The organism is Pseudomonas sp. AS2.8, from assembly GCF_014190935.1.
GTDB lineage: Bacteria > Pseudomonadota > Gammaproteobacteria > Pseudomonadales > Pseudomonadaceae > Chryseomonas.
The window spans coordinates 32,922-57,671 of record NZ_JACHVV010000005.1 but is presented as its reverse complement, the minus strand read 5'-3'; the positions used below and the strand labels follow the sequence as shown (position 1 = coordinate 57,671).

Annotated in this window: 20 protein-coding genes; 18 read left to right on the top strand and 2 right to left on the bottom strand. The window is 68.1% G+C overall.

Going from position 1 to position 24,750, the window contains the following annotated elements:
• The first annotated feature begins 112 nt into the window (after nucleotides 1-112).
• The 14 genes from glnE (at nucleotide 113) to FHR73_RS19240 (ending at nucleotide 18,700) form a co-directional block, all read left to right on the top strand.
• On the top strand, nucleotides 113-3,073 hold the full coding sequence (gene glnE / locus FHR73_RS19305; protein WP_183633433.1) for a bifunctional [glutamate--ammonia ligase]-adenylyl-L-tyrosine phosphorylase/[glutamate--ammonia-ligase] adenylyltransferase: 2,961 nt from the start codon (nucleotides 113-115) through the stop codon (nucleotides 3,071-3,073).
• Nucleotides 3,074-3,186: 113 nt separating this feature from the next.
• Complete coding sequence (waaF, locus tag FHR73_RS19300; protein ID WP_183633432.1) at nucleotides 3,187-4,221, top strand: lipopolysaccharide heptosyltransferase II; 1,035 nt, start codon at nucleotides 3,187-3,189, stop codon at nucleotides 4,219-4,221.
• Nucleotides 4,222-5,229, top strand: coding sequence for a lipopolysaccharide heptosyltransferase I (gene waaC, locus FHR73_RS19295; protein WP_183633431.1), 1,008 nt, complete (start codon nucleotides 4,222-4,224; stop codon nucleotides 5,227-5,229).
• On the top strand, nucleotides 5,226-6,344 hold the full coding sequence (locus FHR73_RS19290) for a glycosyltransferase family 4 protein (RefSeq protein ID WP_183633430.1): 1,119 nt from the start codon (nucleotides 5,226-5,228) through the stop codon (nucleotides 6,342-6,344). The genes waaC and FHR73_RS19290 overlap by 4 nt, the downstream gene beginning before the upstream one ends.
• On the top strand, nucleotides 6,341-7,147 hold the full coding sequence (gene rfaP, locus FHR73_RS19285; protein ID WP_183633429.1) for a lipopolysaccharide core heptose(I) kinase RfaP: 807 nt from the start codon (nucleotides 6,341-6,343) through the stop codon (nucleotides 7,145-7,147). The genes FHR73_RS19290 and rfaP overlap by 4 nt, the downstream gene beginning before the upstream one ends.
• Complete coding sequence (locus tag FHR73_RS19280; RefSeq protein ID WP_183633428.1) at nucleotides 7,147-7,878, top strand: lipopolysaccharide kinase InaA family protein; 732 nt, start codon at nucleotides 7,147-7,149, stop codon at nucleotides 7,876-7,878. The genes rfaP and FHR73_RS19280 overlap by 1 nt, the downstream gene beginning before the upstream one ends.
• Nucleotides 7,875-8,630: a lipopolysaccharide kinase InaA family protein gene (locus FHR73_RS19275; RefSeq protein WP_183633427.1), complete on the top strand. Its 756-nt coding sequence runs from the start codon at nucleotides 7,875-7,877 to the stop codon at nucleotides 8,628-8,630. The genes FHR73_RS19280 and FHR73_RS19275 overlap by 4 nt, the downstream gene beginning before the upstream one ends.
• A complete protein-coding gene (locus FHR73_RS19270; protein ID WP_183633426.1) occupies nucleotides 8,627-10,048 on the top strand; it encodes a phosphotransferase in 1,422 nt (473 codons plus the stop codon). The genes FHR73_RS19275 and FHR73_RS19270 overlap by 4 nt, the downstream gene beginning before the upstream one ends.
• Nucleotides 10,049-10,262: 214 nt before the next feature.
• Nucleotides 10,263-12,665, top strand: a complete 2,403-nt coding sequence (locus FHR73_RS19265) for a membrane-bound PQQ-dependent dehydrogenase, glucose/quinate/shikimate family (protein WP_183633425.1) — start codon at nucleotides 10,263-10,265, stop codon at nucleotides 12,663-12,665.
• 222 nt (nucleotides 12,666-12,887) lie between these two features.
• Nucleotides 12,888-14,630, top strand: coding sequence for a carbamoyltransferase (locus tag FHR73_RS19260; protein WP_183633424.1), 1,743 nt, complete (start codon nucleotides 12,888-12,890; stop codon nucleotides 14,628-14,630).
• Entirely contained in the window at nucleotides 14,627-15,760 is a 1,134-nt protein-coding gene (locus FHR73_RS19255) for a glycosyltransferase (RefSeq protein ID WP_183633423.1), read from the top strand. The genes FHR73_RS19260 and FHR73_RS19255 overlap by 4 nt, the downstream gene beginning before the upstream one ends.
• Nucleotides 15,757-16,716, top strand: coding sequence for a glycosyltransferase (locus tag FHR73_RS19250; protein WP_183633422.1), 960 nt, complete (start codon nucleotides 15,757-15,759; stop codon nucleotides 16,714-16,716). Before FHR73_RS19255 ends, FHR73_RS19250 begins: the two co-directional genes overlap by 4 nt.
• A gap of 50 nt (nucleotides 16,717-16,766) precedes the next feature.
• Nucleotides 16,767-17,528 (top strand): glycosyltransferase family 2 protein, encoded by a 762-nt coding sequence (locus FHR73_RS19245; protein WP_183633421.1) that lies wholly within the window; start codon nucleotides 16,767-16,769, stop codon nucleotides 17,526-17,528.
• Nucleotides 17,529-17,533: 5 nt separating this feature from the next.
• On the top strand, nucleotides 17,534-18,700 hold the full coding sequence (locus FHR73_RS19240; RefSeq protein ID WP_221191633.1) for an O-antigen ligase: 1,167 nt from the start codon (nucleotides 17,534-17,536) through the stop codon (nucleotides 18,698-18,700).
• Here FHR73_RS19240 and FHR73_RS19235 read toward each other — a convergent pair.
• Nucleotides 18,697-19,338, bottom strand: coding sequence for a lipopolysaccharide kinase InaA family protein (locus FHR73_RS19235; RefSeq protein ID WP_133862979.1), 642 nt, complete (start codon nucleotides 19,336-19,338; stop codon nucleotides 18,697-18,699). The genes FHR73_RS19240 and FHR73_RS19235 overlap by 4 nt on opposite strands.
• Before the next feature lie 117 nt (nucleotides 19,339-19,455).
• Between FHR73_RS19235 and FHR73_RS19230 the strand changes: the two genes are divergently transcribed.
• Together FHR73_RS19230 and FHR73_RS19225 are read left to right on the top strand one after the other, a co-directional pair.
• A complete protein-coding gene (locus tag FHR73_RS19230) occupies nucleotides 19,456-20,505 on the top strand; it encodes a hypothetical protein (protein WP_183633419.1) in 1,050 nt (349 codons plus the stop codon).
• Between the two features lie 22 nt (nucleotides 20,506-20,527).
• Nucleotides 20,528-21,367, top strand: coding sequence for a hypothetical protein (locus FHR73_RS19225; protein WP_183633418.1), 840 nt, complete (start codon nucleotides 20,528-20,530; stop codon nucleotides 21,365-21,367).
• Here the strand turns inward: FHR73_RS19225 and FHR73_RS19220 are convergent.
• Nucleotides 21,342-21,938 (bottom strand): serine acetyltransferase, encoded by a 597-nt coding sequence (locus FHR73_RS19220; protein WP_183633417.1) that lies wholly within the window; start codon nucleotides 21,936-21,938, stop codon nucleotides 21,342-21,344. The two genes, FHR73_RS19225 and FHR73_RS19220, sit on opposite strands and share 26 nt — an antisense overlap.
• Nucleotides 21,939-22,042: 104 nt before the next feature.
• Here FHR73_RS19220 and msbA point away from each other — a divergent pair, with 104 nt between their 5' ends.
• Both msbA and FHR73_RS19210 read left to right on the top strand, forming a co-directional pair.
• Nucleotides 22,043-23,854, top strand: a complete 1,812-nt coding sequence (gene msbA, locus FHR73_RS19215; protein WP_183633416.1) for a lipid A export permease/ATP-binding protein MsbA — start codon at nucleotides 22,043-22,045, stop codon at nucleotides 23,852-23,854.
• Nucleotides 23,854-24,750: a GNAT family N-acetyltransferase gene (locus FHR73_RS19210; protein ID WP_183633415.1), complete on the top strand. Its 897-nt coding sequence runs from the start codon at nucleotides 23,854-23,856 to the stop codon at nucleotides 24,748-24,750. Before msbA ends, FHR73_RS19210 begins: the two co-directional genes overlap by 1 nt.

Sequence of the window (24,750 nt, the reverse complement as noted above, 5' to 3'; positions counted from 1 at the left end):
ACCGCGGACGTGAAAACGGTTCCCGCTCGGACCAGGTGGTCCGTCGGAATGTCCCTGGCATGGGGTTCGCGGCAGGGTGGTGGGGTTCGACCGTCCCTGCGCAGGACTGCCCATGATACCCCTCCTTCGTCCCGAACTGCCTCCGACTCTCGTCGCATGTGCCGAGCTCGCCGACCGGCGCCTGGCCGACGCCCTGGCCACGCTGCCCGAGGCGGCGGCCCGCCAGGCGAACTGGTCCGCGCCGCTGCGCGCCGAGTGGCGGCGGGTGGCCGCCCTCAGCGATTTCGTCGTCGAGCAGTTCTGCCGGCTGCCCGAGCCTTGCCTGGCGCTGGTCGACAGCGGCGATCTGGAGCTGTCGCTGGCGCCGGGGGCCATGGCGCAGCGCCTGCGCGAGGCCCTGGCCGACTGCCCGGACGAAGCCGAGCTGGGGCGCCGACTGCGGCGGTTCCGCATGCTGCAGCAGGTGCGCATCGTCTGGCGCGACCTGACCCGGCGCGCCGATCTGGTGGAGACCTGTCGCGACCTTAGCGACCTGGCCGACGCCTGCATCGACCAGGCCTGCGCCTGGCTCTACGCCCAGCAGTGCAGCCAGTTCGGCGTGCCGACCGGACGCCACAGCGGTCAGCCCCAGCAGCTGGTGGTGCTGGGCATGGGCAAGCTGGGCGCGGGAGAGCTGAACCTGTCGTCCGATATCGACCTGATCTTTGCCTATGGCGAGGGCGGGGAGACGCGCGGCGCGCGGCGCGAGCAGGACAACCAGGAATTCTTCACCCGCCTCGGACAACGCCTGATCAAGGCGCTGGACGCCACCACCGTGGAGGGCTTCGTCTTTCGCGTCGACATGCGCCTGCGGCCCTACGGCAGTGCCGGCGCCCTGGTGCTGAGCTTTGCCGCCATGGAGCTCTACTACCAGGACCAGGGCCGCGACTGGGAACGCTACGCCATGATCAAGGCGCGGGTGGTCGGCGGCGACCAAGCCAGCGGCGCCGAGTTGCTGACCCTGCTGCGGCCCTTCGTCTATCGGCGCTACCTGGATTTCTCCGCCATCGAAGCCTTGCGCAGCATGAAGCAGCTGATCCGCCAGGAGGTGCGCCGGCGCGGCATGACCGACAACGTCAAGCTGGGCGCGGGCGGCATCCGCGAAGTGGAATTCATCGCCCAGGCCTACCAGCTGATCCACGGCGGGCGCGATCCGGCACTGCAGCAGCGCCCGCTGCTCAGGGTGCTGACCAGCCTGCGCGAGCGCGACTATCTGCCGGCCGCGGCGGAAGCCGAGTTGCGCGAGGGTTACTGCTTCCTGCGCTATGTGGAGCACGGACTGCAGGCCATCGCCGACCAGCAGACCCAGACCCTGCCGGTCGATCCCCAGGGCCGGGCGCGGGTGGCCTTTCTCATGGGTCATGCCGAATGGGATGACTTCAGCGCGACGCTCGACGGCTGGCGCAGCCGCATCGACTGGCACTTCCAGCAGACCATCGCCGATCCCGAGGAGGAGACTCAGAGCGCCGAGCTGGAAGACAGCTGGCTGCCGCTGTGGGACGACCTGCTCGACCCCGAGGAAGCCCTGGCGCGACTGCGGGCGGCGGGCTTCCAGGCGCCGGAGCAGGCGCTGGAATTGCTGGCCAGCCTGCGTGCCAGCGGCCAGGTGCGGGCCATGCAGCGCGCCGGTCGCGAGCGACTGGATGCCTTCATGCCGCGGCTGCTGGATGCGGTCAGCGCCGACGAGCAACCCGATCGGGCGCTGGAGCGGGTGCTGCCGCTGGTGGAAGCCGTGGCGCGACGCTCCGCCTACCTGGTCCTGCTCAGCGAGAATCCGCCGGCCCTGGCGCGGCTGCTGGAACTCTGCGGCGCCAGTGCCTGGGTGGCCGAGCAGATCACCCGCTATCCGGCGCTGCTCGACGAATTGCTCAACGAGGGCCGGCTCTATCATCCGCCGCAGAAGCCGGAACTGGCCGCCGAATTGCGCGAGCGCCTGATGCGCCTGCCCGAAGAGGACCTGGAGCAGCAGATGGACGTGCTGCGTCACTTCAAGCGCGCCCACAGCCTGCGGGTGGCGGCGGCGGAGATCGCCGGCAGCCTGCCGCTGATGAAGGTCAGCGACTATCTCACCTGGCTCGCCGAGGTGATCCTCGAAGAGGTGTTCGGCCTGGCCTGGCGCCAGCTGGTGCAGCGCCATGGCACGCCGCAGCGGCGCGACGGCTCGCCCTGCCAGCCGGACTTCGTCATCGTCGGCTACGGCAAGGTCGGCGGCATCGAACTCGGCCATGGCTCGGACCTCGACCTGGTGTTCATCCACGACGCCGATCCCCTGGCCGAGACCGATGGCGCCAAGCCCACGGATGGCGCCCAGTTCTTCAATCGCCTCGGTCAGCGCATCATCCATCTGCTCACCACCACCACCCCGGTGGGCACCCTCTACGAGGTGGACATGCGCCTGCGGCCGTCCGGCGCGGCGGGCCTGCTGGTGAGTTCGCTGGAGGCCTTCGAGCGCTACCAGCAGAGCGAGGCCTGGACCTGGGAACACCAGGCCCTGGTGCGCGCGCGGGTGGTGGCGGGTTGCCCGCGGCTTGGCGAGCGCTTCGACGCGGTACGGGCGCGCATCCTCGGTCGGCAGCGGGAGCTGGCGACCCTGCAGGCCGACGTGGCCGGCATGCGCGACAAGATGCTGGACAACCTCGGTACCGCGGTGACCGCCGGTGGACTGGGGCCGAATGCGCGCCGGCCGGAGCAGCGGTTCGACCTCAAGCAGGATGCCGGCGGTATCGTCGATATCGAATTTATGGTCCAATATGCCGTTCTGGCCTGGTCGTGGCAGCATCCCGAATTGCTGCGTTTTCCCGACAACATCCGCATCCTGGAATCCCTCGAAGCGGCTGGTCTGGTACCGGCCACGGACGCCATTGCCCTGCGCGAAGCCTACAAGGTCTACCGCGCCGCGCTGCACCGCCTGGTGCTGCAGAAGCAGCCGGGCAAGGTGCCGGCCGACGGCTTTCTCGCCGAGCGCGACGAAGTGCGCCGTATCTGGCACGGCCTGGGGCTGGACACGCCGTCCGGCAATCCGGCCACCTTTTAGGCCGCCATCAGTAAGGAGAGGCAAGATGTCGATGTCCGTGCGCGAGCTTTCCATCAGGCCCGTCCTGAGGGAGTGGGAGTCGGTCACCCGCTAGGTGCCGATCGCCTTCCAGCATGAATATTCTGATCATCGGACCCAGTTGGGTCGGCGACATGGTGATGGCGCAGACCCTCTTCGTCTGCCTCAGGCAACAGCATCCCGACTGCCAGATCGACGTCCTCGCCCCCGAGTGGAGTCGCCCGCTGCTCGAACGCATGCCCGAGGTGCGCGAAGCCCTGAGCTTTCCCCTCGGCCACGGCGCCTTCGAGCTGGCCACCCGCCGGCGTATCGGCCAGCAGCTGCGCGGTCGCTATGACCAGGCGATCCTGTTGCCCAACTCGCTGAAGTCGGCGCTGGTGCCCTATTTCGCCGGCATTCCCACGCGCACCGGCTGGCGTGGCGAGATGAGATTCGGCCTGCTCAACGACATTCGTACCCTCGACAAGGCGCGCTATCCGCTGATGATCGAGCGCTTCATGGCGCTGGCCCATGCGCCCGGTGCCGAGTTGCCCAAGCCCTATCCCAGGCCACGTCTGGCGATCGACCCGGCCAGCCGCGACGCCGCCCTGGCGCGCTTCGGCCTGAGCCTGGACCGGCCGGTGCTGGCGCTCTGTCCGGGCGCCGAATTCGGCGAGGCCAAGCGCTGGCCGGCCGAGCACTACGCCGCCGTGGCCGACGCCCGGCTGCGCCAGGGCTGGCAGGTCTGGCTGTTCGGCTCGCAGAAGGACGCCCCTGGCGGCGAAGAGATCCGCGAGTGGGTCACCCCCGGCTTCGAGGAAGATGTCTACAACCTCGCCGGGCGCACTTCCCTGGCCGAGGCCATCGACCTGCTCTCCTGTGCCGGTGCGGTCATCAGCAACGATTCCGGCCTGATGCACGTGGCCGCCGCCCTGGATCGCCCGCTGGTGGCGGTCTATGGCTCCACCTCGCCGGGCTTCACGCCGCCGCTGGCCAGTCAGGTGGAGGTGGTGCGCCTGGGTCTGGAGTGCAGTCCCTGCTTCGACCGCACCTGCCGCTTTGGCCATTACGATTGCCTGCGCCTGCTGCAGCCGAGCCTGGTGCAGGAGGCGCTCGGCCGCCTGGTCGCCGATCCGGTCGAGGTGGGCTAGATGCGCGTGCTGCTGATCAAGACCTCCTCCCTCGGCGATGTCATCCATACCCTGCCGGCCCTGACCGATGCGGCCCGGGCCATCCCCGGCATCTGCTTCGACTGGGTGGTGGAGGAGGGCTTCGCCGAGATTCCCGCCTGGCACCCGGCCGTGAGCCAGGTGATCCCGGTGGCCCTGCGCCGCTGGCGCAAGCAGCCCTTTTCCGCCTGGGCCAGTGGCGAGTGGGGCGAATTCAAGGAGCGCGTGCGCGAGCAGCGCTATGACCGGGTGATCGATGCCCAGGGGCTGCTCAAGAGCGCCTGGCTGACCCGCTACGCCGAGGCGCCGGTGGCCGGTCTCGACCGCAACTCCGCCCGCGAGCCCCTGGCCAGCCGCTTCTACGACGAGCGCTACCACGTGGCGCGGGGACAGCATGCCCTGGAGCGGATCCGTCAGCTGTTCGCCCAGGCCCTGGACTATCCGCTGCCGGCGGGCGTGGGTGACTACGGTCTGGATCGGCAACGCCTGGCCGGTCCCAACGAGACGCCCTATGTGGTGTTCCTGCACGGCACCACCTGGGTCAGCAAGCACTGGCCCGAGGCGCACTGGCGCGAACTGGCCGAACGCATGAGCCGGCTGGACTGGCCGGTGCGACTGCTGTGGGGCAACGAGGCGGAGCATGCCCGGGCCGAACGCATCGCCGACGGCCTGGATGGCGTCCAGGTGCTGCCGCGACTGAATCTCGCCGGGGTGGCCAAGGTGCTGGCCGGCGCCCGTGCCTGCGTGGCGGTGGATACCGGCCTCGGCCATCTGGCCGCGGCCCTGGACGTGCCCACCGTGTCGCTCTATGGCCCGACCAGTCCGAAGAAGGTCGGCGCCTATGGCCGCTCTCAGGTGCACCTGAGCGCCGTGGGGCTGGACGGCACCGACGAGCCGCGCGACCAGCCATCGGCCAGTCTCGCCGCCCTGACCCCGGAACGGGTCGAACTGGAACTGGAAACCCTGCTGTTGGAAGACCTCCCCGCATGACCCTGGCTTTCGTGCTCTACAAGTACTTTCCCTTCGGCGGCCTGCAGCGGGACTTCCTGCGCATCGCCCAGGAGTGCCAGCGCCGCGGCCATGCCATCCGCGTCTACACCCTGATCTGGGAAGGCCCGGTGCCGGAGGGCTTCGACGTGCGGGTGGCCAGGGTCAGCGCCCTGTTCAATCACCGGCGCAACGAGAAATTCCACGCCTGGCTGCAGGCCGACCTCGCCCGCGATCCAGTGGACCGGGTGATCGGTTTCAACAAGATGCCGGGGCTGGATGTCTATTACGCCGCCGATCCCTGTTTCGAGGACAAGGCCCAGACCCTGCGCAATCCGCTGTATCGCCAGTGGGGTCGCTATCGCCACTTCGCTGAATACGAGCGCGCGGTGTTCGCCCCCGAGTCGTCGACCGAGATCCTGATGATCTCCGAGGTGCAGCAGCCGCTGTTCGTCAAGCACTACGGCACGCCGGCGCCGCGCTTCCACCTCCTGCCGCCGGGCATCGCCGCCGATCGCCGCGCGCCGGCCAACGCCGCCGAGATCCGCGCCGACTTCCGGCGCGAATTCGGGCTGGAGGAGGGCGAGCTGCTCCTGGTGCAGATCGGTTCCGGCTTCAAGACCAAGGGGCTGGATCGCAGTCTGCGCGCCCTGGCCTCTTTGCCCAGGGAGTTGCGCAAGCGCACCCGGCTGTTCGCCATCGGCCAGGACGATCCCAAGCCCTTCCTGCTGCAGGCCAAGGCCCTGGGCGTGAGCGAGCGGGTCGAGATCCTCAAGGGGCGCAGCGACATCCCGCGCTTCCTGCTCGGCGCCGATCTGCTGATCCACCCGGCCTACAACGAGAACACCGGCACCGTGCTGCTAGAGGCGCTGGTCGCCGGACTGCCGGTGCTGGTCACCGACGTCTGCGGCTATGCCCACTACATCGACGAGGCCCGCGCCGGCGAGGTGGTGCCGTCGCCCTTCGCCCAGGCGACCCTGGACCGGATGCTCGCCGAGTTGCTGGCCGATCCCGAGCGCCGCGCGGTGCAGGGCCGCAATGGCCTTGCCTTCGCCGACAGCGCCGATCTCTATTCGCTGCCCGAGCGCGCCGCCGATGTCATCCTGGGGGTGGCATGACCCTGGAATTGCGTGAGCCCTTCGCCAGCCTCTGGGCCGGCCAGGATCCCTTCGTCGCCGTGGAGGCCCTGCAGGGTCAGGTCTATCGCGAGCTGGACGGGCGCCGCACCCTGCGCACCGAGGTCGCCGGGCGCGGTTACTTCGTCAAGATCCACCGCGGTATCGGCTGGGGCGAGATCGCCAAGAATCTGCTGCAGGCCAAGCAGCCGGTGCTGGGTGCGCGCCAGGAATGGCAGGCCATCGAGCGGCTGCACCAGGTCGGCGTGCCGACCATGACCGCCGTGGCCTTCGGCGAACGCGGCGCCAATCCGGCGACCCAGCACTCCTTCATCATCACCGAGGAGCTGGCGCCCACCGTCAGCCTCGAAGACTTCAGCCTCGACTGGGTCCGCCAGCCGCCCGAGCCGGCGCTCAAGCGGGCGCTGATCGCCGAGGTGGCGCGCATGACCGGGGCCATGCACCGGGCCGGCGTCAACCATCGCGACTGCTACATCTGCCATTTCCTGCTCGACACCGCCCAGCCGGTCACCGTGGCCAATCTGCGACTCTGGCTGATCGACCTGCACCGCGCCCAGTGCCGCACCCAGGTGCCCCGGCGCTGGCGCGACAAGGACCTGGCCGGACTGTATTTCTCCGCCCTGGGCATCGGCCTGACGCGGCGCGATTTCCTGCGCTTCCTGCAGGGCTACTTCCAGCGCCCGCTGCGCGAGATCCTGCGCGACGAGGCCCCGCTGCTGGCGCGTCTGGAGCGCAAGGCCGCCGCCTTGCTGGAGCGCAAGGAACGCTACGGGGACCGGCTCTGATGGCTGACTGGCGCATCGATTCCAGCGTCGCCCACCTGCCCGAATTCGCCACCCTGGACGCGGTGTTCGCCCTCGGCGGCGAACGCCTGACCAGCGATCCGCTGTCGGAAGTGGTGCGCATCGAGCGCGACGGCATCCGCTATTACGTCAAGCGCTACCACGGCGCCGGCAAGGGATTGCGGCGCTATGTCGGGCGGCCGCGGGTCAAGGCCGAATGGCAGAATCTCAAGCGTTTCGCCAAGTGGGGCATCGCCACCGCGCCGGTGGTGGCCTGGGGGATGGAGCGCTCATCCCGGGGATTCACCCGCGGCGCCATGATCACCCGCGAGATTCCCGACACCCTGGACCTCGCCGAACTGGCCAGGCGCGAGGATCCACGGCTGCGCGACCGGGTCTGGGTGGACAACGTCAGCCGTCAGCTGGCCGCGGCGACCCGTACCCTGCACGACCACCATTTCGTCCACAACGATCTCAAGTGGCGCAACCTGCTGGTGGATGGCCAGGGCGTGCTCTATCTCATCGACTGCCCGGCCGGTGCCTTCTGGGTCGGCCACTGGTTGCGCTGGCGCATCGTCAAGGACCTGGCCTGCCTGGACAAGGTGGCCAAGTACCAGCTGTCGCGCACCCAGCGCCTCAGGTTCTATCTGCAATACCGCGGCCGCGCGCGTCTCAGCGACAACGACAAGGGGCGCATCCGCGAGGTGCTGGACTATTTCAAGGGGCGGGAATGAACGAGGTATGGGCGGCCGAGGATCGGGCCGTGCTGGCCAGCCAGGGCCTGGACAGCTTCACGGCGCTGTGGGCGCTGGAGCTGACCGCGGTGGACGAACCCAACCAGGGGCGCGGCGGTTTCAGCCAGGTGTTTCGCCTGGACGTCGCCGGCCATGGCTACTACCTCAAGCGCCAGCGCGACTACCTGACCCGCACCCTGGCCCGCCCGCTGGGCGAGCCGACCTTCGCCCGCGAGAGTCGCAACATCCGCCGCTACGCCGAGCGCGGCATCCCGGCGCTGGAGCTGGCCTACTACGGCGAGCGCCGCGATGACCAGGGCTGGCGCGCCATCCTGCTGACCCGGGCGCTGGATGACTGGCGCGATCTCGACAGCTGGTTGCGCGTCTGGGCGCACCTGGCCCCCGAGGAGCGCCAGGCGGTGCTGGTCGCCGTCGGCGAACTGGCTCGCCAGCTGCACGGCGCCGGCCAGGTGCACGGCTGCTTCTATCCCAAGCATCTGTTCCTGCAGCGCCAGGGCGAAGGCCTGGTGGCGCGGCTGATCGATCTGGAAAAGACCCGGCCGCTGCTGTTCGGCCGACGCGATCGCCTGCGCGATCTCGAGCCCCTGCTGCGCCGCGCGCCGCAATGGCGCGAGCCGGACATCGCCCGCCTGCTGGCGAGTTATCTGGACCAGCCGCTGGACAGCGCCGCCGTGCGGGACTGGAGCCAGCGTCTGGCCGGGCGCCGGCGTCACAAGGAACGCAAGGCATGACCCTGGAACAATTGGCCAGGGCCGGTCGCGCGCCGACCCTGCCGCTGCGCATCGAACTGCCCGGGGGCGAGCTGGAACTGCTGTCGCTGCTCCGGGTGCTGCCCGGTCAGCGCTATGTCGGCGAAGCCCGCTGGCAGGGCCGGCGGGTGCTGGCCAAGCTACTGGTCGGCGAGCGCGCGAGCCGGCAATTCGCCCGCGAGCGCGAGGGCTGTCGCCTGCTGGCGGCCGCCGCGGCGCCGACTCCCGCGCTGCTGGACAGCGGCGAGACGAGCGGGCAGGGCGCCTGGCTGCTGTTCGACTTCATCGAGGCGGCGCCCAGCGTCGAGCAGCTCTGGCAGCCGCTCGCCACCGAACCACCCCTGTCGCCGGCACAGGACGCCTTGCTCGGCGCGGCCCTCGCCACCCTGGCGCGGCTGCATGCCCAGGGCCTCTGGCAAGCCGATCTGCACCTGGACAACCTGCTGGTCAAGGACGGCGCCGCCCTGGTCATAGATGCGGCGGACATCCAGGCCGAGAGCGTCGGCCAGCCGCTGTCCCAGGCGCGGGTGCAGGAGAATCTGGCGGTGTTCTTCGCCCAGTTGCCGGCCGTTCTGGATGCCCGGCTGGAAGAGCTGCTGATCCACTACCTGCTGGTCAATGCCGAGCACGCCCTGCGCCTCGAGGCCCTGCTGGCACGCATCGCCGAGATCCGCCGCTGGCGGCTGGCCGACTACCTGAAGAAGAGCGGTCGGGAGTGCACCCTGTTCGCCGTTACCCGCAGCGCCTTCGGCCTGATCGCCGTGCGCCGCCCCTGGCTGAGTCGCCTGGAAGGCCTGCTGGCCGATCCCGACGCCGCCCTGGCCGGCCTGCCGACCTTCAAGGACGGCGGCGCCGCCACCGTGGCCCGCGTGCAGTGGCAGGACCAGGACCTGGTGCTCAAGAGATACAACATCAAGGGCTTCGGCCACTGGCTGACGCGTTTCTGGCGCCCGAGCCGGGCCTGGCACAGCTGGCGCGAAGGCCATCGGCTGCGGTTCCTCGGCATTCCCACCCCCGAGCCCCTGGCCGTGCGCGAGCGACGCTTCCTCGGCCTGCGCGGGCGCGCCTATCTGGTCACGCCCTTCGTCGACGGACCCAATCTGCTGGAGCGCTTCGCGCCCTATGTGGAGTCGGCGCCGCCGGCGGTCGAGCTGGAGGCCCTGCTGGCGCTGGTCGAGGCCCTGCGTCGCGAGCGCCTCGGCCATGGCGATTTCAAGGGCACCAACCTGATCTGGCATGAAGGTCGCTGGCTGGTGATCGACCTCGACGCCCTCCAGGCCCATGCCAGCGACCGCGCCTACGCCGGCGCCTATGCCCGCGACCGCGCCCGGCTGCTGCGCAACTGGCCGGCCGACAGCGCCCTGCATCAGCTGCTCGACGAGCGCCTGCCGCCGGCCTGAACGGCTCCGTTCGATAACCGACCCGTTTCGCGCAGGAATGGACCGTTCAGTTAATTAGCTGGCTACCTTTGTGGCAGAATGCCGCAGCCTGAGGGGCCGGCCAGGGCGACCGACCCGTACGTGACGCCCGGCCTTCATAACGAGAACGAGATCCCTACAAGACGAACCCGCCAACGGCGGGCTTCTGGCGTGCATGTATTTCAAGGAGACAACGATGAGTGGCAACGGCGGCGCCTCGAGCGCCTGCAAATTCCTGGTATCCGCACTGGGCGTGCTGATCGCACTGCTGGGCCTGGCGCTGGGCGGTAGAGGCCTCTACCTCGCCACCCTGGGCGGCAGTCTCTACTTCGTCCTGGGCGGTGCCCTGATGACCCTGGCCGGCGGCCTGATCGCTGCACGGCGGCCGCTGGGCGCCTGGCTGTACGGCCTGTTCCTGCTGGCGACCCTGGCCTGGGCGCTGGCCGATGTCGGCCTGGTGTTCTGGCCGCTGGTGTCGCGCCTGCTGATGTTCGGTGCCATCGGCGCGGTGGTGGCCCTGGCCTATCCGGCGCTGGTGCGCAGCCGCGGCGGCGTAGCTGGCAAGGGCGGCTACGTGCTGGCCGGTCTGCTGGTGGTAGCCTGCGCGACGGGCTTCGCCGGGATGTTCAAGCCGCACCCGCTGGTGGCTGCCGCCGACGCCCCTGCCGTCACGCCGGTCGCCCCCGCGGCGGCGCAGAAGGACTGGCGCCACTGGGGCAACACCACCGCGGGCACCCGTTTCGCCGCGCTGGACCAGATCACCAAGGCCAACGTCGGCGACCTGCAGGTCGCCTGGACCTTCCAGACCGGTGACGTGCCCCAGAGCAACGGATTCGGCGCCGAGGACCAGGCGACGCCGTTGCAGGTCGGCAATAGCGTCTACCTCTGCACCGCGCACAACCAGGTATTCGCCCTGGATGCCGATACCGGCGCCAAGCGCTGGTCTTTCGATCCTAAGGCCAGCGCGCCCAACTGGCAGCGCTGCCGCGGAGTGGGCTACTACGAGGACGCCCCTGCCGCCCAGGCCAGCGCCGAGGCGCCGGCAACGCCCGCGCCGGCGGCGGCCGCCTGCCAGCGGCGCATCCTCACCACCACCATCGACGCCTGGCTGTTCGCCCTCGACGCCGACACCGGCAAGCCCTGCGCCGACTTCGGTGACAACGGCATGGTCGACCTCAAGGCCGGCATGGGCCAGGTCAAACCGGGCTTCTACACCCTGACCGCCGCGCCGCTGGTGGCGGGTGAGCTGATCGTCATCGGCGGTCGGGTGGCCGACAACATCGAGGTCAACGAGCCCAGCGGCGTGATCCGCGCCTTCGACGTCCACACCGGCAAGAAGGTCTGGGCCTGGGACCTGGCCAAGGAGAAACCGGATACCCCGCTCGACCCCAGCATCGACTACACCCGCGCCACGCCCAACGTCTGGACTTCCATGGCCTATGACGCCACGCTCGGGCTGATCTATCTGCCGACCGGCAATACCACCCCTGATGCATGGGGTGGCGAGCGGACGCCGCAGGACGACAAATACAGCTCGGCGGTGGTCGCCCTGGACGCCAAGACCGGCCAGGAACGTTGGGTCTACCAGACCGTGCACCATGACCTCTGGGACTACGACCTGCCGTCGCAGCCAACTCTGGTGGACGTGCCGGACGGGCAGGGCGGGACCCTGCCGGGGCTGATCCAGACCACCAAGGCCGGCCAGGTCTTCCTGCTCAATCGCGAAACCGGCCAGCCCATCGCCGAGGTGCGTGAGCAGCCGGTCAAGGCACCGGTGCCTGCCGTGGATGGCGAGCGTCACGCGCCGACCCAGCCGGTCTCCGTCGGCCTGCCCTCGATCGGCACCGAGACCCTCAGCGAGTCGGCCATGTGGGGCGCCACCCCCTATGACCAGCTGCTCTGCCGCATCCAGTTCAAGCAGATGCGCTACGACGGCCTGTTCACCGCGCCCAGCACCGACGTCTCCCTGCAGTGGCCCGGTTCGCTGGGCGGCATGAACTGGGGCAGCAACTCCATCGATCCCACCACTGGCTACCTGTTCGTCAACGACATGCGCCTGGGCCTGTGGACGCGGTTGATCCCGCGCGCCCAAATGGAGAACGACAAGGCCGGTGGCGTCGAGATGGGCGCCGCCTCCCAGACCGGTACCCCCTACGGCTCGCTGCGCAATCGCTTTCTCTCGCCGCTGGGCATTCCCTGCCAGGCACCGCCCTACGGCACCATGACCGCCATCGACCTCAAGACTCGCCAGGTCGCCTGGCAGGTGCCGGTCGGTACCGTGCAGGACACCGGGCCGCTGGGCATCAAGCTGCACCTGCCGATCCCTATCGGCATGCCCACCCTGGGTGGCTCCCTGGCGACCCAGTCCGGCCTGCTGTTCTTCGCCGGCACCCAGGACTACTACCTGCGCGCCTACGACAGCGGCACCGGTCGCGAGCTCTGGCGTGCCCGCCTGCCGGTGGGCAGCCAGGGCACGCCCATCACCTACGTCTCGCCCAGGACCGGCAAGCAGTACCTGGTGATCAGCGCCGGTGGCGCCCGGCAGTCGCCGGATCGGGGCGACTACGTGATCGCCTACGCCCTGCCCGACAAGCGCTGATCCAGGCCGCTCGACCACGCGAAGCCCGCCGGAGCGATCCGGCGGGCTTCGCCGTTTTTGCCTCCCCACCTGAACCGTCTGGCCACAATGTGCCGTGGCGCGATTACCCCCGGTGGCGGTGAACGGCTATAATTCGCCGTTTTTGAGGCGAGGCGGGCCTGCAGCGGCCTCGCGAAACCCCGGCGAACTCCCCTGGCTTCGCCCTGTACAGAGGCTTTACCTGTGTCCCTGACCGTCCTAGGCCTGTCCGGCGCCCTCAGCCACGATCCCTCCGCCGCGCTCTATATCGACGGCAAGCTGATCGCCGCGGTGGAAGAAGAACGCTTCGTGCGCGACAAGCATGCCAAGAATCGCATGCCCTACGAGTCGGCCAAGTTCTGCCTGGAACAGGCCGGGATCACCCCCGCCGACGTCGACGTGGTGGCCATTCCCTATGCGCCCATCAGTCTCTTCGGCGAAGCCCGCTGGCACTACGCCAAGCGCTACGCCTACGCCCCGGATCGTGCCCTGGACGCCATCCTGTTCGGCAATCGTCGCTACCACCGCTACCAGAAGCGCATCGAGTGGTGCCTGGTGCAGCTCGGCTTCGACCTGAAGAAGGTCAAGCTGGAAGCCGTCGAGCACCACTTGGCCCACGCCTCCAGCGCCTATCACTGCTCGGGTTTCAGCGAGAAGACCGCGATCCTCGGCATCGATGGCAAGGGCGAGTACGCCACCACCTTCTTCGGCTACGGCGAGAACGGCAAGATCCACAAGATCAAAGAGTTCTACGATCCGGACTCCCTGGGTGGCCTCTATGGCGCCCTCACCGAATTCCTCGGCTTCGAGATGCTCGACGGCGAATTCAAGGTCATGGGCATGGCGCCCTATGGCGATGCCAGCAAGTACGATTTCTCGCGCCTGGCGAAATTCGAGAACGGCGAGCTGATCATCAACACCGATTACGCCAACGTCATCGGTTTCCGCCGCTACAAGGAAAAGGGCAAGGGCTACTACTTCTCGCCCAAGCTGATCGAGTGGCTGGGACCCAAGCGGGAAGGCGACATCGCCGACGATCCCTACATCCACTACGCCGCCAGCATGCAGGCGCTGTTCGAACGCCTGGCGCTGGAGATGATGGACTACTACCTGGGCGACATCATCCGCCAGACCGGGAAGATCGCCTTTGCCGGCGGCTGCGCGCTGAACGTCAAGCTCAACCAGAAGATCATCGCCCGTCCCGAGGTCAAGGAGCTGTTCGTCCAGCCGGCCTCGGGCGACGCCGGCACCGCCGTCGGCGCTGCCGCCTACGTCTCCCACGCCCGTGGCGTGCCGGTGGAAAAGATGGAGCACGTCTATCTCGGCCCCGGCTACAGCAACGAAGACGTCATCGCCGCCTGCGCCCGCCATCCCAACGCACCCAAGTGGGAGCGGATCGACAACATGCCCCAGCGCATCGCCGAGATCATGGTGGCCGGCAATCCGGTGGCCTGGTTCCAGGGTCGCCTGGAATTCGGTCCGCGCGCCCTGGGCGGTCGCTCCATCATCGGCTGCCCCAGCGTGCCGGGCGTGGCCGATCGCATCAACGCCCAGATCAAGTTCCGCGAGCGCTGGCGGCCATTCTGCCCGTCCATGCTCGACACCGTGGCGCCGCAGATGCTCAAGGTCGACCATCCCTCGCCCTTCATGACCTTTACCTTCGAGGTCAACGAGGAATGGAAGAGCCGGGTCCCCGAGGTGGTCCACGAAGACGGTACCTCACGCGCCCAAGTGCTGGAGCGCCGGCACAATCCGCGCTGGTACGACCTCATGGTCGAGCTGGAAAAGCTCACCGGCAACGGCGTCTCCCTCAACACCTCGCTCAACCGCCGCGGCGAACCCATGGTCTGCTCGCCCACCGACGCCCTGAACATGTTCTTCGGCTCGGATCTGCAGTACCTGATCATGGAAGACGTCCTGGTGATCAAGGAGGGGGCCGGCCTATGACGCGTTCCGCCGAACCGCGGGTGCTGCAGTTCTGCCATGGCTACGACGGTCCCTTCCTCGACTGCGCTCGCCAGACCGCCAGCCTCTTCGCGGGCAGCGGCTATCGCGTCACCACGGTTTTTCTCACCGGCACGGCCGATGCCGAGGTGGCCGCCGGCTGCGGCAGCGACGAGGTGCTGTTCCTCGAGTACTCCTCCAAGGACGTGCGCGGTCTCAAGCTCGGCGCCATCCAGGCGCTGCGCGAGATCGTCCGCTCGCGGGGCATCCGCTTCGTCATCGCCCATCGCTTCAAGCCGATCTGGATCGCCTGCCTGGCCACCAATCTGCCGGTGATCGGCGTCCACCATGCCTTTGGCGACTACGACCGGCTCGGCCGGCGGCTGTTCGCCAAGCTGATGAGCAAGCGCCTGACCCTGCTGGGCGTCTCCGACGCGGTGCGCGACGAGTTGCGCCAGCGCCTCAAGGACTGGCCGGCCGAGCGCATCGAGACGCTCTACAACCGCCTGGACGTCGAGGCGGTGGAGCGCGAACTCCTGCCGGCCGACGAGGCCCGCGCCGGGCTCAAGCTGCCCCAGGATGCCTGGATCGTCGGCAACGTCGGTCGCCTGCATCCGGACAAGGACCAGGCCACCCTGCTGCGCGGCTTCGCCGCCGCCCTGCCGAATCTGCCGGCCAATGCCCTGCTGGCGATCCTCGGCAAGGGCCGCCTGGAAGAAGACCTCAAGGACCTGGCCCGCGAACTGGCCATCGCCGACCGGGTGCTGTTCCTCGGCCAGGTGGAAGGCGCCCGGCGCTATTTCAAGGCCTTCGACGTCTTCGCCCTGAGTTCCGACCACGAGCCCTTCGGCATGGTCCTGCTGGAGGCCATGGCTGCCGGCGTTCCCCTGATCGCCACCTCCTGCGGCGGCGCCCGGGAAATCGTCGAGGGGGTAGGCTTCCTTTTCCCCCTGGGCGACGCCGAAGCCCTCGGCCAGGGCCTGCAGCACCTCGGCCGCCTGGCGCCCAGCCAGCGACGCGCCTGCGTGCAGCACATGCGCGAGCGCCTGGCCGAACGCTTCTCCGACGAGGCCGTGCGCCGCGACTTCTGGCGCCTGCCGATGGTCGCCGCCTTCAAGGCCCCGGCGCCGTGAAAGTCCTGTTCCTGGTCCAGAAGGAGCAACGCATCCTGCTGGACCACTTCTATGCCAGCATCGCCGCCCATTGCGACTGCGACCTGCGCTGGCTGAGTGACGAGGAGCAGGCCGATCTGCGTGGCTATTTCCGCCGCGCCGTGCCCCAGCCCGAGCGCTACGACCGCATCCTGCTGTTTCTGCGATTCAAGAAGCAGCTCAAGCAGATTCCCTTCATCCGCAGCCTGCCCAATCTGGTGGAGCTGGAACACGACGCCTACCAGAATTTCATCCCCTGCAAGTACACCGGCAAATTCAGCCGCTACTACCGGGCCATGCCCCACGTCCGGGTACTGGTCTCCGGCGCCGGGGTGGCGCGGCGGCTGCAGGAGGAGGGCGTGGACGCCCACTTCGTACCCAAGGGCTACGACGACAGCCGCCTGCGCGACCTGGGTGTCGAGCGCGACATCGAACTGGGCTTCGTCGGCAGCCTCGGCAGCGTGGCCTACAGCGGGCGCAAGCAGCTATTGGAAGACCTCGCCAGGGTCGAGCCGCTGCTGATCACCAAGACCCGCTCGGGCGACGAATACCTGCAGACCCTCAACCGCATCCGCTTCTTTGTCGGTGCCGATGTCGGCATGGGCGAATACATGATCAAGAACTTCGAGGCCATGGCCTGCGGCTGCGTGCTCTTCACCTTCGATCAGGGCGAAGAAGAGAACCGGGCGCTGGGTTTCAGGGATGGCGTCAACGTGGTGCTCTATCGCTCGCTGGACGAATTGCGCGAGAAACTCGCCCAGCTGCGAGGCGATCCGGCGCACGCCGCGGCCATCGCCACGGCGGGAGAGGCCCTGGCACGTCACTCTTTCGCTTTCGGCCACTTGGGTGAGCGCATCGTTTCGGCTATAACCCCAGCGCTGCGACCGGCAGTCGCTCCGGGGTTCCTGCACCGCCTGCTAGGCAGGCTGGGACGCTGATGCGCTGCCCGAGGTCCGGCTTTCGACTCAACTGGCAGAAAGGGTAGAACGTGCAGTTTTCCGCCGACAGCGACATCTCCGTGGTCGTCACCAGTTGCGGGCGCTTCGACCTGCTCCGGCAGACGCTGGCGACCTTCGACGAATTCAACACCGCGCCCATCCGTCGCGTCTTCATCACCGAGGACTCCGGCGACGAAGCGGTGCGCGACTGCATCCCGGAGCTCTGGCGCGAGCACACCGAATTCATCGTCAACAACCCCAAGCTCGGCCAGATGCGCAGCGTCGACGCCGCCTATGCCCGGGTCGAGACCAGCTGGATCTTTCACTGCGAAGACGACTGGGCCTTCTATCGCCCGGGCTTCATCGAGGATTCCCAGGCGCTGCTGGAGGCCGATCCCCAGGCGCTGCAGGTCTGGCTGCGCAGCCATGCCCATGACCTGGCGATCCACAGTCCTTACGTCTATCTCAAGCCGCGGCAGGTGCAGGCCGGCATCGCCTTCTACGAGGTCGGCTCGCACAAGCCCGAATGGCAGGGTTTTTCCTTCAATCCCGGTCTGCGCCGGCGCGCCGACTATCTCCTGCACGCACCCTATGGCGACCTGAGCGGCGAGAAGGAGCTGTCCCGGCGCTATGCCGACGCCCATCGCCATGCGCTGATCCTGGAAAACGATGCCGTGCTGCACACCGGCTTCGGCCAGCACGTGGTCAGCGACAAGGACCGCAACGACAAGCAGAAGCGCCGGCGGATGGAACGCATCAAACTGGCACTGGCCTTCCTGGTCGGCGCACTCCTGGGAGCCCTGTTGTGGTGACACCCTTGCTCGATCGCCTCCAGCAGAGTCGTTATTTCACCCTGGCGGTGCTGGTGTTCATGGCCGCCTACCTGTGCATCCCCACGGCCAAGTGGATCAACAGCTACTTCTATGCGGCGATCGCCCTGCCGGCGCTGATCCTCTTCGTCCTGCGGCCGCGGCTGATCGACTGGCGTTCGCCGCTGCTGCTGCTCTGGCTGGTGTTTCTCGCCTGGTTCATCGTGCCGGGGGCACGGGCCGAGGAGGGACAGTTCTTCAAGCACATCGTCTATGTGCTGCTGTTCGTGCTGACCGTGGCCTGCCTGGTGGACGGCGACTTCTTTCGCCAGCCCGGTTTCGTGCGCCTGGCCTTCTGGGTGGTCTGCGCCTATGCCGTGGGCTCCAGCCTGGTGTTCTGGCTGACCGGCCACTATGCCGTCGGCCAGCGGGTCATCCACCTGCCGGGACGCATCTCCAACCCCATCTATGTAAGCATCTGGATGGTCTGCCTGGGCGGCCTGGCCGCGCCCACCTGGATCCGCGAGCGGCGCTGGATCGAGTTGCTGGCGGCGGTGGTGGTCACCATCGTCGGCATCTCCTTCGCCCTGCAGACCCGCACCGGCCTGGTCGGTATCGGCTTTCTGGCCGCCCTCGGCGTGCTGTTCGCCTTTCCGCGCTTTCCGCTGCGCACCCTGGCGCTGGTGGTCCTGGTCAGTGCCCTGATCGCCGGGGTGGTCCAGGTGGTGCACACCGAAGCCTGGTTCGTCGCCTTCTGGGGCCGGGCGGATTCCGGACGCATCGAGCTGTTCCACTTCATGATCAAGGACTGGGAGTCCTGCGGCTGGTGGCTGGGCTGCGGCCTGGGGTATCAGAGTCACGACCTGCTGCATGGCACCGAGGCCATCCAGCATCCGCACAACATCTTCGTCTCCTTCGGCATCTACACCGGGCTGGTGTCGCTGCTGATCTTCGGCGTGCTGATGCTGGCCAGCCTGGGCGCGGCCCTGCGCCAACGCGATCCCTGGGGACTCTATCTGGCCGTGGCCCTGCTGATGCTCAACTTCGACGGCGCCAAGCTGATCGGCAATCCGGACGAGTTGTGGCCGCTGGTGCTGTTGCCCGCGGCGATGATCGTCGGGGCCGAGGTGCAGCGCCGGCGCAAGCTGGCGCTGGGACAGGCGGTGCCGGTCTAGTCCTGCAGCTGGCGGTCGAGTTCGCGCCAGTCCAGGGGCTGGCGGCAGGCCTCGGCATAGGCCCTGAGGAAGGGTTCGCGACCGGGCTCGAACAGCCAGTCGCGGTCTTCGCCGTAGCGCAGCAGGTGATGGAAGTTGCGCACCCGCAGGCGCAGCGGCAGACGCCGCGCGTGGCAGCGCAGATCGGCGATGTCGATCAGGCCCAGTTCGCCTTCCGGCGTCAGCACCACGTTGCCCAGGTGCAGCGAGCGGAAGTAGACGCCGCTGTCGTGCAATTCGGCGATGAAGCGACCCAGGGCGGGGCGCAGCGCCGCGGCCTCGTCCGAGGTGCGCAGTTGACGCAGGGTAGCGCCCGGCAGCGGGCTGTAGTGCACCAGATCGCGCTGCAGCGAGGCGGCGCGATAGACCTCCAGCACCTGCGGACAGGGAATGCCGCGCTCGGCCAGTTGGCGGGCGTTGTCGGCAAAGCGCTGGGCATAGGGAAACAGCGCCGCCGAGGTCAGCAGCCGCTTGCGGCGAAAGAGCTTGAGATAGCTGCCATCGGTGAGGCGCAGGACCTTGTCGCCATGGTGATCGGCTTCCACTACCTGGGCGGCGTCGCGCAGTTCGAGATAGCGCGAATGTTCGAGAGGCTTCATGCAGGACCCGTCAACGTCAGGGCGTGCATGTTACCCGAAGGTGGCAGGCTGTGAAGTGACCCTTGCGACCTATCCGGCCGCTTGTTGCTAGAATCAGATTTTTGCCGGCAGCTTTACATGCGCCCAACACGCCAACTCCTGTATTTCGTCTACGGCGGTGCCCAGGCCTATCGGCAGGAGCTGAAGTTCAGCCTGCTCAGCGCCCTGCACTGGCGGCAGGGCCAGGACATCGCTCTCCGTATCCTGACCGATCGGCCGCAGGACTACCGCGGCTGGCCGGTGGACGTGGTGGCCATCGAGGCCGCGACGCTCAGGGCGTGGCAGGGGCAGCACGGCTATCTGCATCGCAGCAAGGCCTGCGCCATCGCCTGGGCCTTGCCGCGGGCCGACAAGACCCTGTTCCTGGACAGCGACACCGTGGTCCAGGCGCCGCTGGCCTCGCTGTTCGACGGCATCGACAGCGAACGCGGACTGCTGGACATCGAGGAGTGGCCCTGGCGCAAGGCCCGTACCCGTCCGGAATTCGCCCGCTTCGCGGCGGCCCTGGCCGCACGTGGCCAGGAGCCGGCGGAAGAGACCCGGCTCTACAACAGTGGCGTCTGCGGTCTGGCGCGGGTCCATCTGCCGCGGGTCGAGCAGGCCATCGCCCTGATCGACGACTGGCATGGCCACGACGAGGAGGTCCATACCCTGGAGCAGATCGCCCTGTCGTTCAGCCTGGCGGATCTGGCCATCGGCGAGGCGCGCGGCCCCGTGCGCCACTACTACGCGGAAAAGCGCTTCCTGCACTTCATGCTGGCGCACTTCTTTGAGCGCTATGGCGAGGACTATTCGTCGGAGCTGCAACGGCACTGGCAGGAGGTGCCCCTGACCAAGCCGCTGCCCGATGTCTGGACCCGCTTGCGGGTGAAGTGGCAACTGGCCGGACTGGACAAGCAGCGGGCGAGCCTGGGACGCAAGCTGCTCTACGGCTGTCTGGCGCCCCAGGATAGCTATGCCCGTGCCTGCCGCCATGTCTGGTGGGAGCGGGCGCTGAGCGAGCGTCTCGGCGGTGGCGATCGCCAGGCCTTCGCCGAAGGCATCTGGCCCAACGACCTGCCGCGTCCGCACCTGGCCGACGAAGCCAGCGCGGCCCTCGATTACCTGCGCAAGCGGGTGCGCGGCTAGGCCGCCATCCCCGGGAAACTCCATGCGAACGCTCTTTCTCGTCGTCCTCTATGGCTTGCGCCCCAAGGAGTCGGCCACCCTCGACAGCCTGCTGGCCCAGCCTCCGGCCAGCCTGCCGGCCGACAGCGCCCTGCTGGTCTGGAACAACGGTCCCCGGACGCTGGAGGAGGCGGAGCGCCAGTCGCTGCTGGCGGCACCGGGTTGGACGACGGTCCTGATCGAGGAAGACCTCGGCAATCCGCCCCTGAGCCGGGTCTACAACCAGGCACTGCGGCTGGGCGTCGAGCGCCTGGTGATCTTCGACCAGGACACCGTGGTGGACGCACGCTATCTGCAGGCGCTTGGCCAGGAGGCCGAGTTGCTGGTGCCCCTGGTGCTGGGGGCGGGCGCCATCCGCTATCCCCATCAGCACAAGGCGGTGGTGACCGCAGAAGGGCCGCTGGATCCCCAGGCCACCGTGACCATCAGCTCGGGGCTGTGCCTGACGCAGGGCCTGGCCGCGCGTATCGCGGCCCGCCACGGCGATGTCTTCGACGAGCGCTTCGCCCTCTACGGCGTCGATGTCTCCTTTTTCCTGCGGGTGCAGGCGCTGGCGCGGGAAGAGCCGGTGGAGCTGCGCTGCGCGGGCATCCTCGACCATTCGCTGTCCGAACTGGAAGCGGAAACCCCGGCCCAGCGGCGCTTTCGCGACATCGAGAAATTCCATGTCGCCCTGCTGCTGCGCCTGCACTACAAGGGCGCCTCGCGCGGCAAGGTGCTGCGCTACCTGGGGCGCCAGTTGCTGGGCAATCGGCTGTATCTGTACGGCGTGCTGCCGCAGATGCTGCGGACCGTCCTCAGCGGCCGGCATCCCCGGGCGTAGCGCCTGGCAGCGGCCGGATCACCGCCTCGTGGCGGCTGTAGTAGAGGCTGTCGGCGGGGATGTCGCGCATCACCAGGGCGCCGGCGCCGACCACCACGTTGTCACCGATGGTCAGGTGGTCGCCGACGATGCAGACGTGGGCGCCGAGGCTGACGTTGTCACCGATGAAGATGCCCACCAGTTGCGCCGGGTCGTCGCTCTTGATGCCGATGGTGGTGTGCTGGCGGATCATCACGTTACGGCCGATCACCGCCAGATTCGACACGCAGATGCCCATGCGATGGGGCAGGCGCAGCCCGGGGCCGATACGCGCGCCCAGCAGGATCTCGATATTGTGCCGACGGATCAGCCGGCGATTGATCCGCTCGGCCAGCTTGCGATAGTTGAGCAGGCCGCGCGGCCGGCAATAGAGGAATTGCGCCAGGCGATACCAGAACAGGAAGCTCGGACTCTCTCCGGCCGTGACGCGCCGGAACAGCCGCTTGAGCCGCAAGGGCTTGCCCGGCGCATCCAGCACCTCGACGCGCCAAAGGTCCTTGAGTTCGGCAAAGGTGGCGATCAGCGGTGGCATGACGGGCGTTCCGGAGCGGGGGAGGGCAAGCCTAGCGGAAAATCCCGCCGCTGGGTCGGCGGCGGGTGCGTGTTAACATGGCGCTTTTGCGTCACGACGAGACCATGAGCCAAGACTCCCCTGCGCAGACCTCCAGTCTGAAGATCTATTTCCGCCTGCTCGGCTACGTGCGGCCCTATATCGGCATGTTCGCCCTGAGTATCGTCGGCTTCCTGATCTTCGCCTCCACCCAGCCGATGCTGGCGGGCATCCTCAAGTACTTCGTCGATGGCCTGAACAACCCCGACGCCTCCATGTTCCCGGGCTGGCCCATCGTCGGCGGCCTGCACCTGGTGCAGGCGGTGCCGCTGATGATCATCCTGATCGCCGCCTGGCAGGGGGTCGGTTCCTTTCTCGGCAACTACTTCCTGGCGCGGGTCTCCCTCGGCCTGGTGCACGACCTGCGGGTGGCGCTGTTCAACCACATGCTGCGCCTGCCCAATCGCTACTTCGACGCCAACAACTCGGGTCACCTGATCTCGCGCATCACCTTCAACGTCACCATGGTGACCGGCGCCGCCACCGAGGCGATCAAGGTGGTGATCCGCGAAGGCATGACCGTGGTCTTCCTGTTCGCCTCGCTGCTGTGGATGAACTGGAAGCTGACCCTGGTGATGGTGGCCATCCTGCCGCTGATCGCCCTGATGGTGACCAGCGCCAGTCGCAAGTTCCGCAAGCAGAGCAGCAAGATCCAGTCGGCCATGGGTGACGTCACCCACATCACCTCCGAAGCCATCCAGGGCTATCGGGTGGTGCGCAGCTTTGGCGGCGAGACCTACGAGCAACGGCGCTTCCTCGACTCCAGCCTGGCCAACACCGACAAGCAGCTGACCATGACCAAGACCGGCGCGGTCTATACGCCCATGCTGCAGCTGGTCATCTATTCCGCCATGGCGGTGCTGATGTTCCTGGTGCTTTGGCTGCGCGGCGAAGCCTCCGCCGGTGACCTGGTGGCCTACATCACCATGGCCGGCCTGCTGCCCAAGCCGATCCGCCAGCTCTCCGAGGTCAGCTCCACCATCCAGCGTGGCGTGGCCGGTGCGGAAAGCATCTTCGAGCAGCTCGACGAGCCCGCCGAACGCGACGACGGCCGTGAAAAACGCGAGCGCGTCCGGGGTCGACTGGAGGTGCGCAACCTGACCTTCCGCTATCCGGGCACCGACAAGCCGGTGCTGGAAGGCATCGACTTCGTCGCCGAGCCCGGCCAGATGGTGGCCCTGGTGGGCCGTTCCGGCAGCGGCAAGTCGACCCTGGCTAACCTCATCCCGCGCTTCTACCAGCACGAGCAGGGCGAGATCCTACTCGACGGCCTCGAGATCCAGGACTATCGGCTGACCAACCTGCGTCGGCACATCGCCCTGGTAACCCAGCACGTCACCCTGTTCAACGACAGCGTCACCAACAACATTGCCTATGGCGATCTGGCCGGGGCGCCCATGGAACAGGTCAAGGCGGCGGCCGAGGCGGCCTATGCCGACGAATTCATCCAGCGCCTGCCGCAGCAGTACGACACCCAGGTCGGCGAGAACGGCGTGCTGCTCTCCGGCGGTCAGCGCCAGCGCCTGGCCATCGCCCGCGCCCTGCTGAAGAACGCGCCACTGCTGATCCTCGACGAGGCCACCTCGGCGCTGGACACCGAATCCGAGCGCCACATCCAGGCGGCACTGGATCGCGTCATGCAGGGTCGGACCACCCTGGTGATCGCCCACCGCCTCTCCACCATCGAGAAGGCCGACCTGATCCTGGTGATGGACCATGGCCGCATCGTCGAGCGCGGCAGTCATGGCGAGCTGCTGGCGCTGAATGGCTACTATGCGCGGCTGCACGCCAAGCAATTCGAGGAGGTCGCGCCGCCCGCGCCGACGATCGAATGCTAATGCTGAACCGACTGCGTTTCTGGCGTGAGCGCGGCTGGACCGCGATTTCCGCCGCCGATTACGCCGCTACCTGGCAGCGTTATGGCGGCAGCGTCGCCAGTCACCCCGAGGTGGTCGCCCGCCTGGCCGACCTGGCCGGCATCCCGGTGCGCTACCTGGGCTGGCCCGGCGCGGATGGCCTGCAGGCCGCCGTGCCCTGCTGGGGGCGCGAACTGGCGCTGTCGCGCACGGTGCTGAAGAAGCGTCGCCAGCGCGCCCTGTTCGACCTGGGCAACGCCGAGATCATCCTGCCGGCCGCGCCGGGTGCCCTGGCACCGCTGCGCCAGCGCGCCCGCTATCTGTCGCCGCTGTGCGACGAGCGCTTCGCCGGTCTGCGCCGGCAGAGCGAAGAACTGGCCATGCTCCGCGAGCCGGAAGCCTGGTCGAAGAAATTCCGCTACAACCAGCGACGCGAGCAGCGCCTGTTCGAAGACGCCGGCGGGCGCGTGGTCCCCATGGCCGAGCTGGACAGCGCCGAGCAGGCGCGGATCTATGCCGAGCTGTTCGAGGCGCGCTGGGGCTTCGAGGTACCGGGCAAGGCCCGGCTGGCCGAGGTGTTCGGCCTGCTGCGGGAGTTCATGACCGGTTCGCTGCTCATGCTCGGCGAACGTCCGGTGGCGATCCAGGTGCTCTATCGGGTGGAAGCGCCCGAATGGATCAGCGTCGAATACGTCAACGGCGGCGTCGATCCCGCGGCCAGCGACCTGAGTCCCGGCAGCGTCCTCACCTATTTGAACACCCAGGCCGCCTGGCAGGACGCCCGCGCCCTCGGCAAGGCGTTGCGCTACTCCTTCGGCCGCGCCGATCGCGACTACAAGGACCGCTGGTGCCACCGCGTCACCGTCTTCGAGAGCTGA

Bases quoted from the DNA above. Each gene is read 5' to 3' on its own strand.
- glnE (WP_183633433.1), top strand. From the start codon at position 113: ATGATACCCCTCCTTCGTCCCGAACTGCCTCCGACTCTCGTCGCATGT.
- waaF (WP_183633432.1), top strand. From the start codon at position 3,187: ATGAATATTCTGATCATCGGACCCAGTTGGGTCGGCGACATGGTGATG.
- waaC (WP_183633431.1), top strand. From the start codon at position 4,222: ATGCGCGTGCTGCTGATCAAGACCTCCTCCCTCGGCGATGTCATCCAT.
- FHR73_RS19290 (WP_183633430.1), top strand. From the start codon at position 5,226: ATGACCCTGGCTTTCGTGCTCTACAAGTACTTTCCCTTCGGCGGCCTG.
- rfaP (WP_183633429.1), top strand. From the start codon at position 6,341: ATGACCCTGGAATTGCGTGAGCCCTTCGCCAGCCTCTGGGCCGGCCAG.
- FHR73_RS19280 (WP_183633428.1), top strand. From the start codon at position 7,147: ATGGCTGACTGGCGCATCGATTCCAGCGTCGCCCACCTGCCCGAATTC.
- FHR73_RS19275 (WP_183633427.1), top strand. From the start codon at position 7,875: ATGAACGAGGTATGGGCGGCCGAGGATCGGGCCGTGCTGGCCAGCCAG.
- FHR73_RS19270 (WP_183633426.1), top strand. From the start codon at position 8,627: ATGACCCTGGAACAATTGGCCAGGGCCGGTCGCGCGCCGACCCTGCCG.
- FHR73_RS19265 (WP_183633425.1), top strand. From the start codon at position 10,263: ATGAGTGGCAACGGCGGCGCCTCGAGCGCCTGCAAATTCCTGGTATCC.
- FHR73_RS19255 (WP_183633423.1), top strand. From the start codon at position 14,627: ATGACGCGTTCCGCCGAACCGCGGGTGCTGCAGTTCTGCCATGGCTAC.
- FHR73_RS19235 (WP_133862979.1), bottom strand. From the start codon at position 19,338: ATGAAGCCTCTCGAACATTCGCGCTATCTCGAACTGCGCGACGCCGCC.
- FHR73_RS19230 (WP_183633419.1), top strand. From the start codon at position 19,456: ATGCGCCCAACACGCCAACTCCTGTATTTCGTCTACGGCGGTGCCCAG.
- FHR73_RS19225 (WP_183633418.1), top strand. From the start codon at position 20,528: ATGCGAACGCTCTTTCTCGTCGTCCTCTATGGCTTGCGCCCCAAGGAG.
- FHR73_RS19220 (WP_183633417.1), bottom strand. From the start codon at position 21,938: ATGCCACCGCTGATCGCCACCTTTGCCGAACTCAAGGACCTTTGGCGC.
- msbA (WP_183633416.1), top strand. From the start codon at position 22,043: ATGAGCCAAGACTCCCCTGCGCAGACCTCCAGTCTGAAGATCTATTTC.
- FHR73_RS19210 (WP_183633415.1), top strand. From the start codon at position 23,854: ATGCTGAACCGACTGCGTTTCTGGCGTGAGCGCGGCTGGACCGCGATT.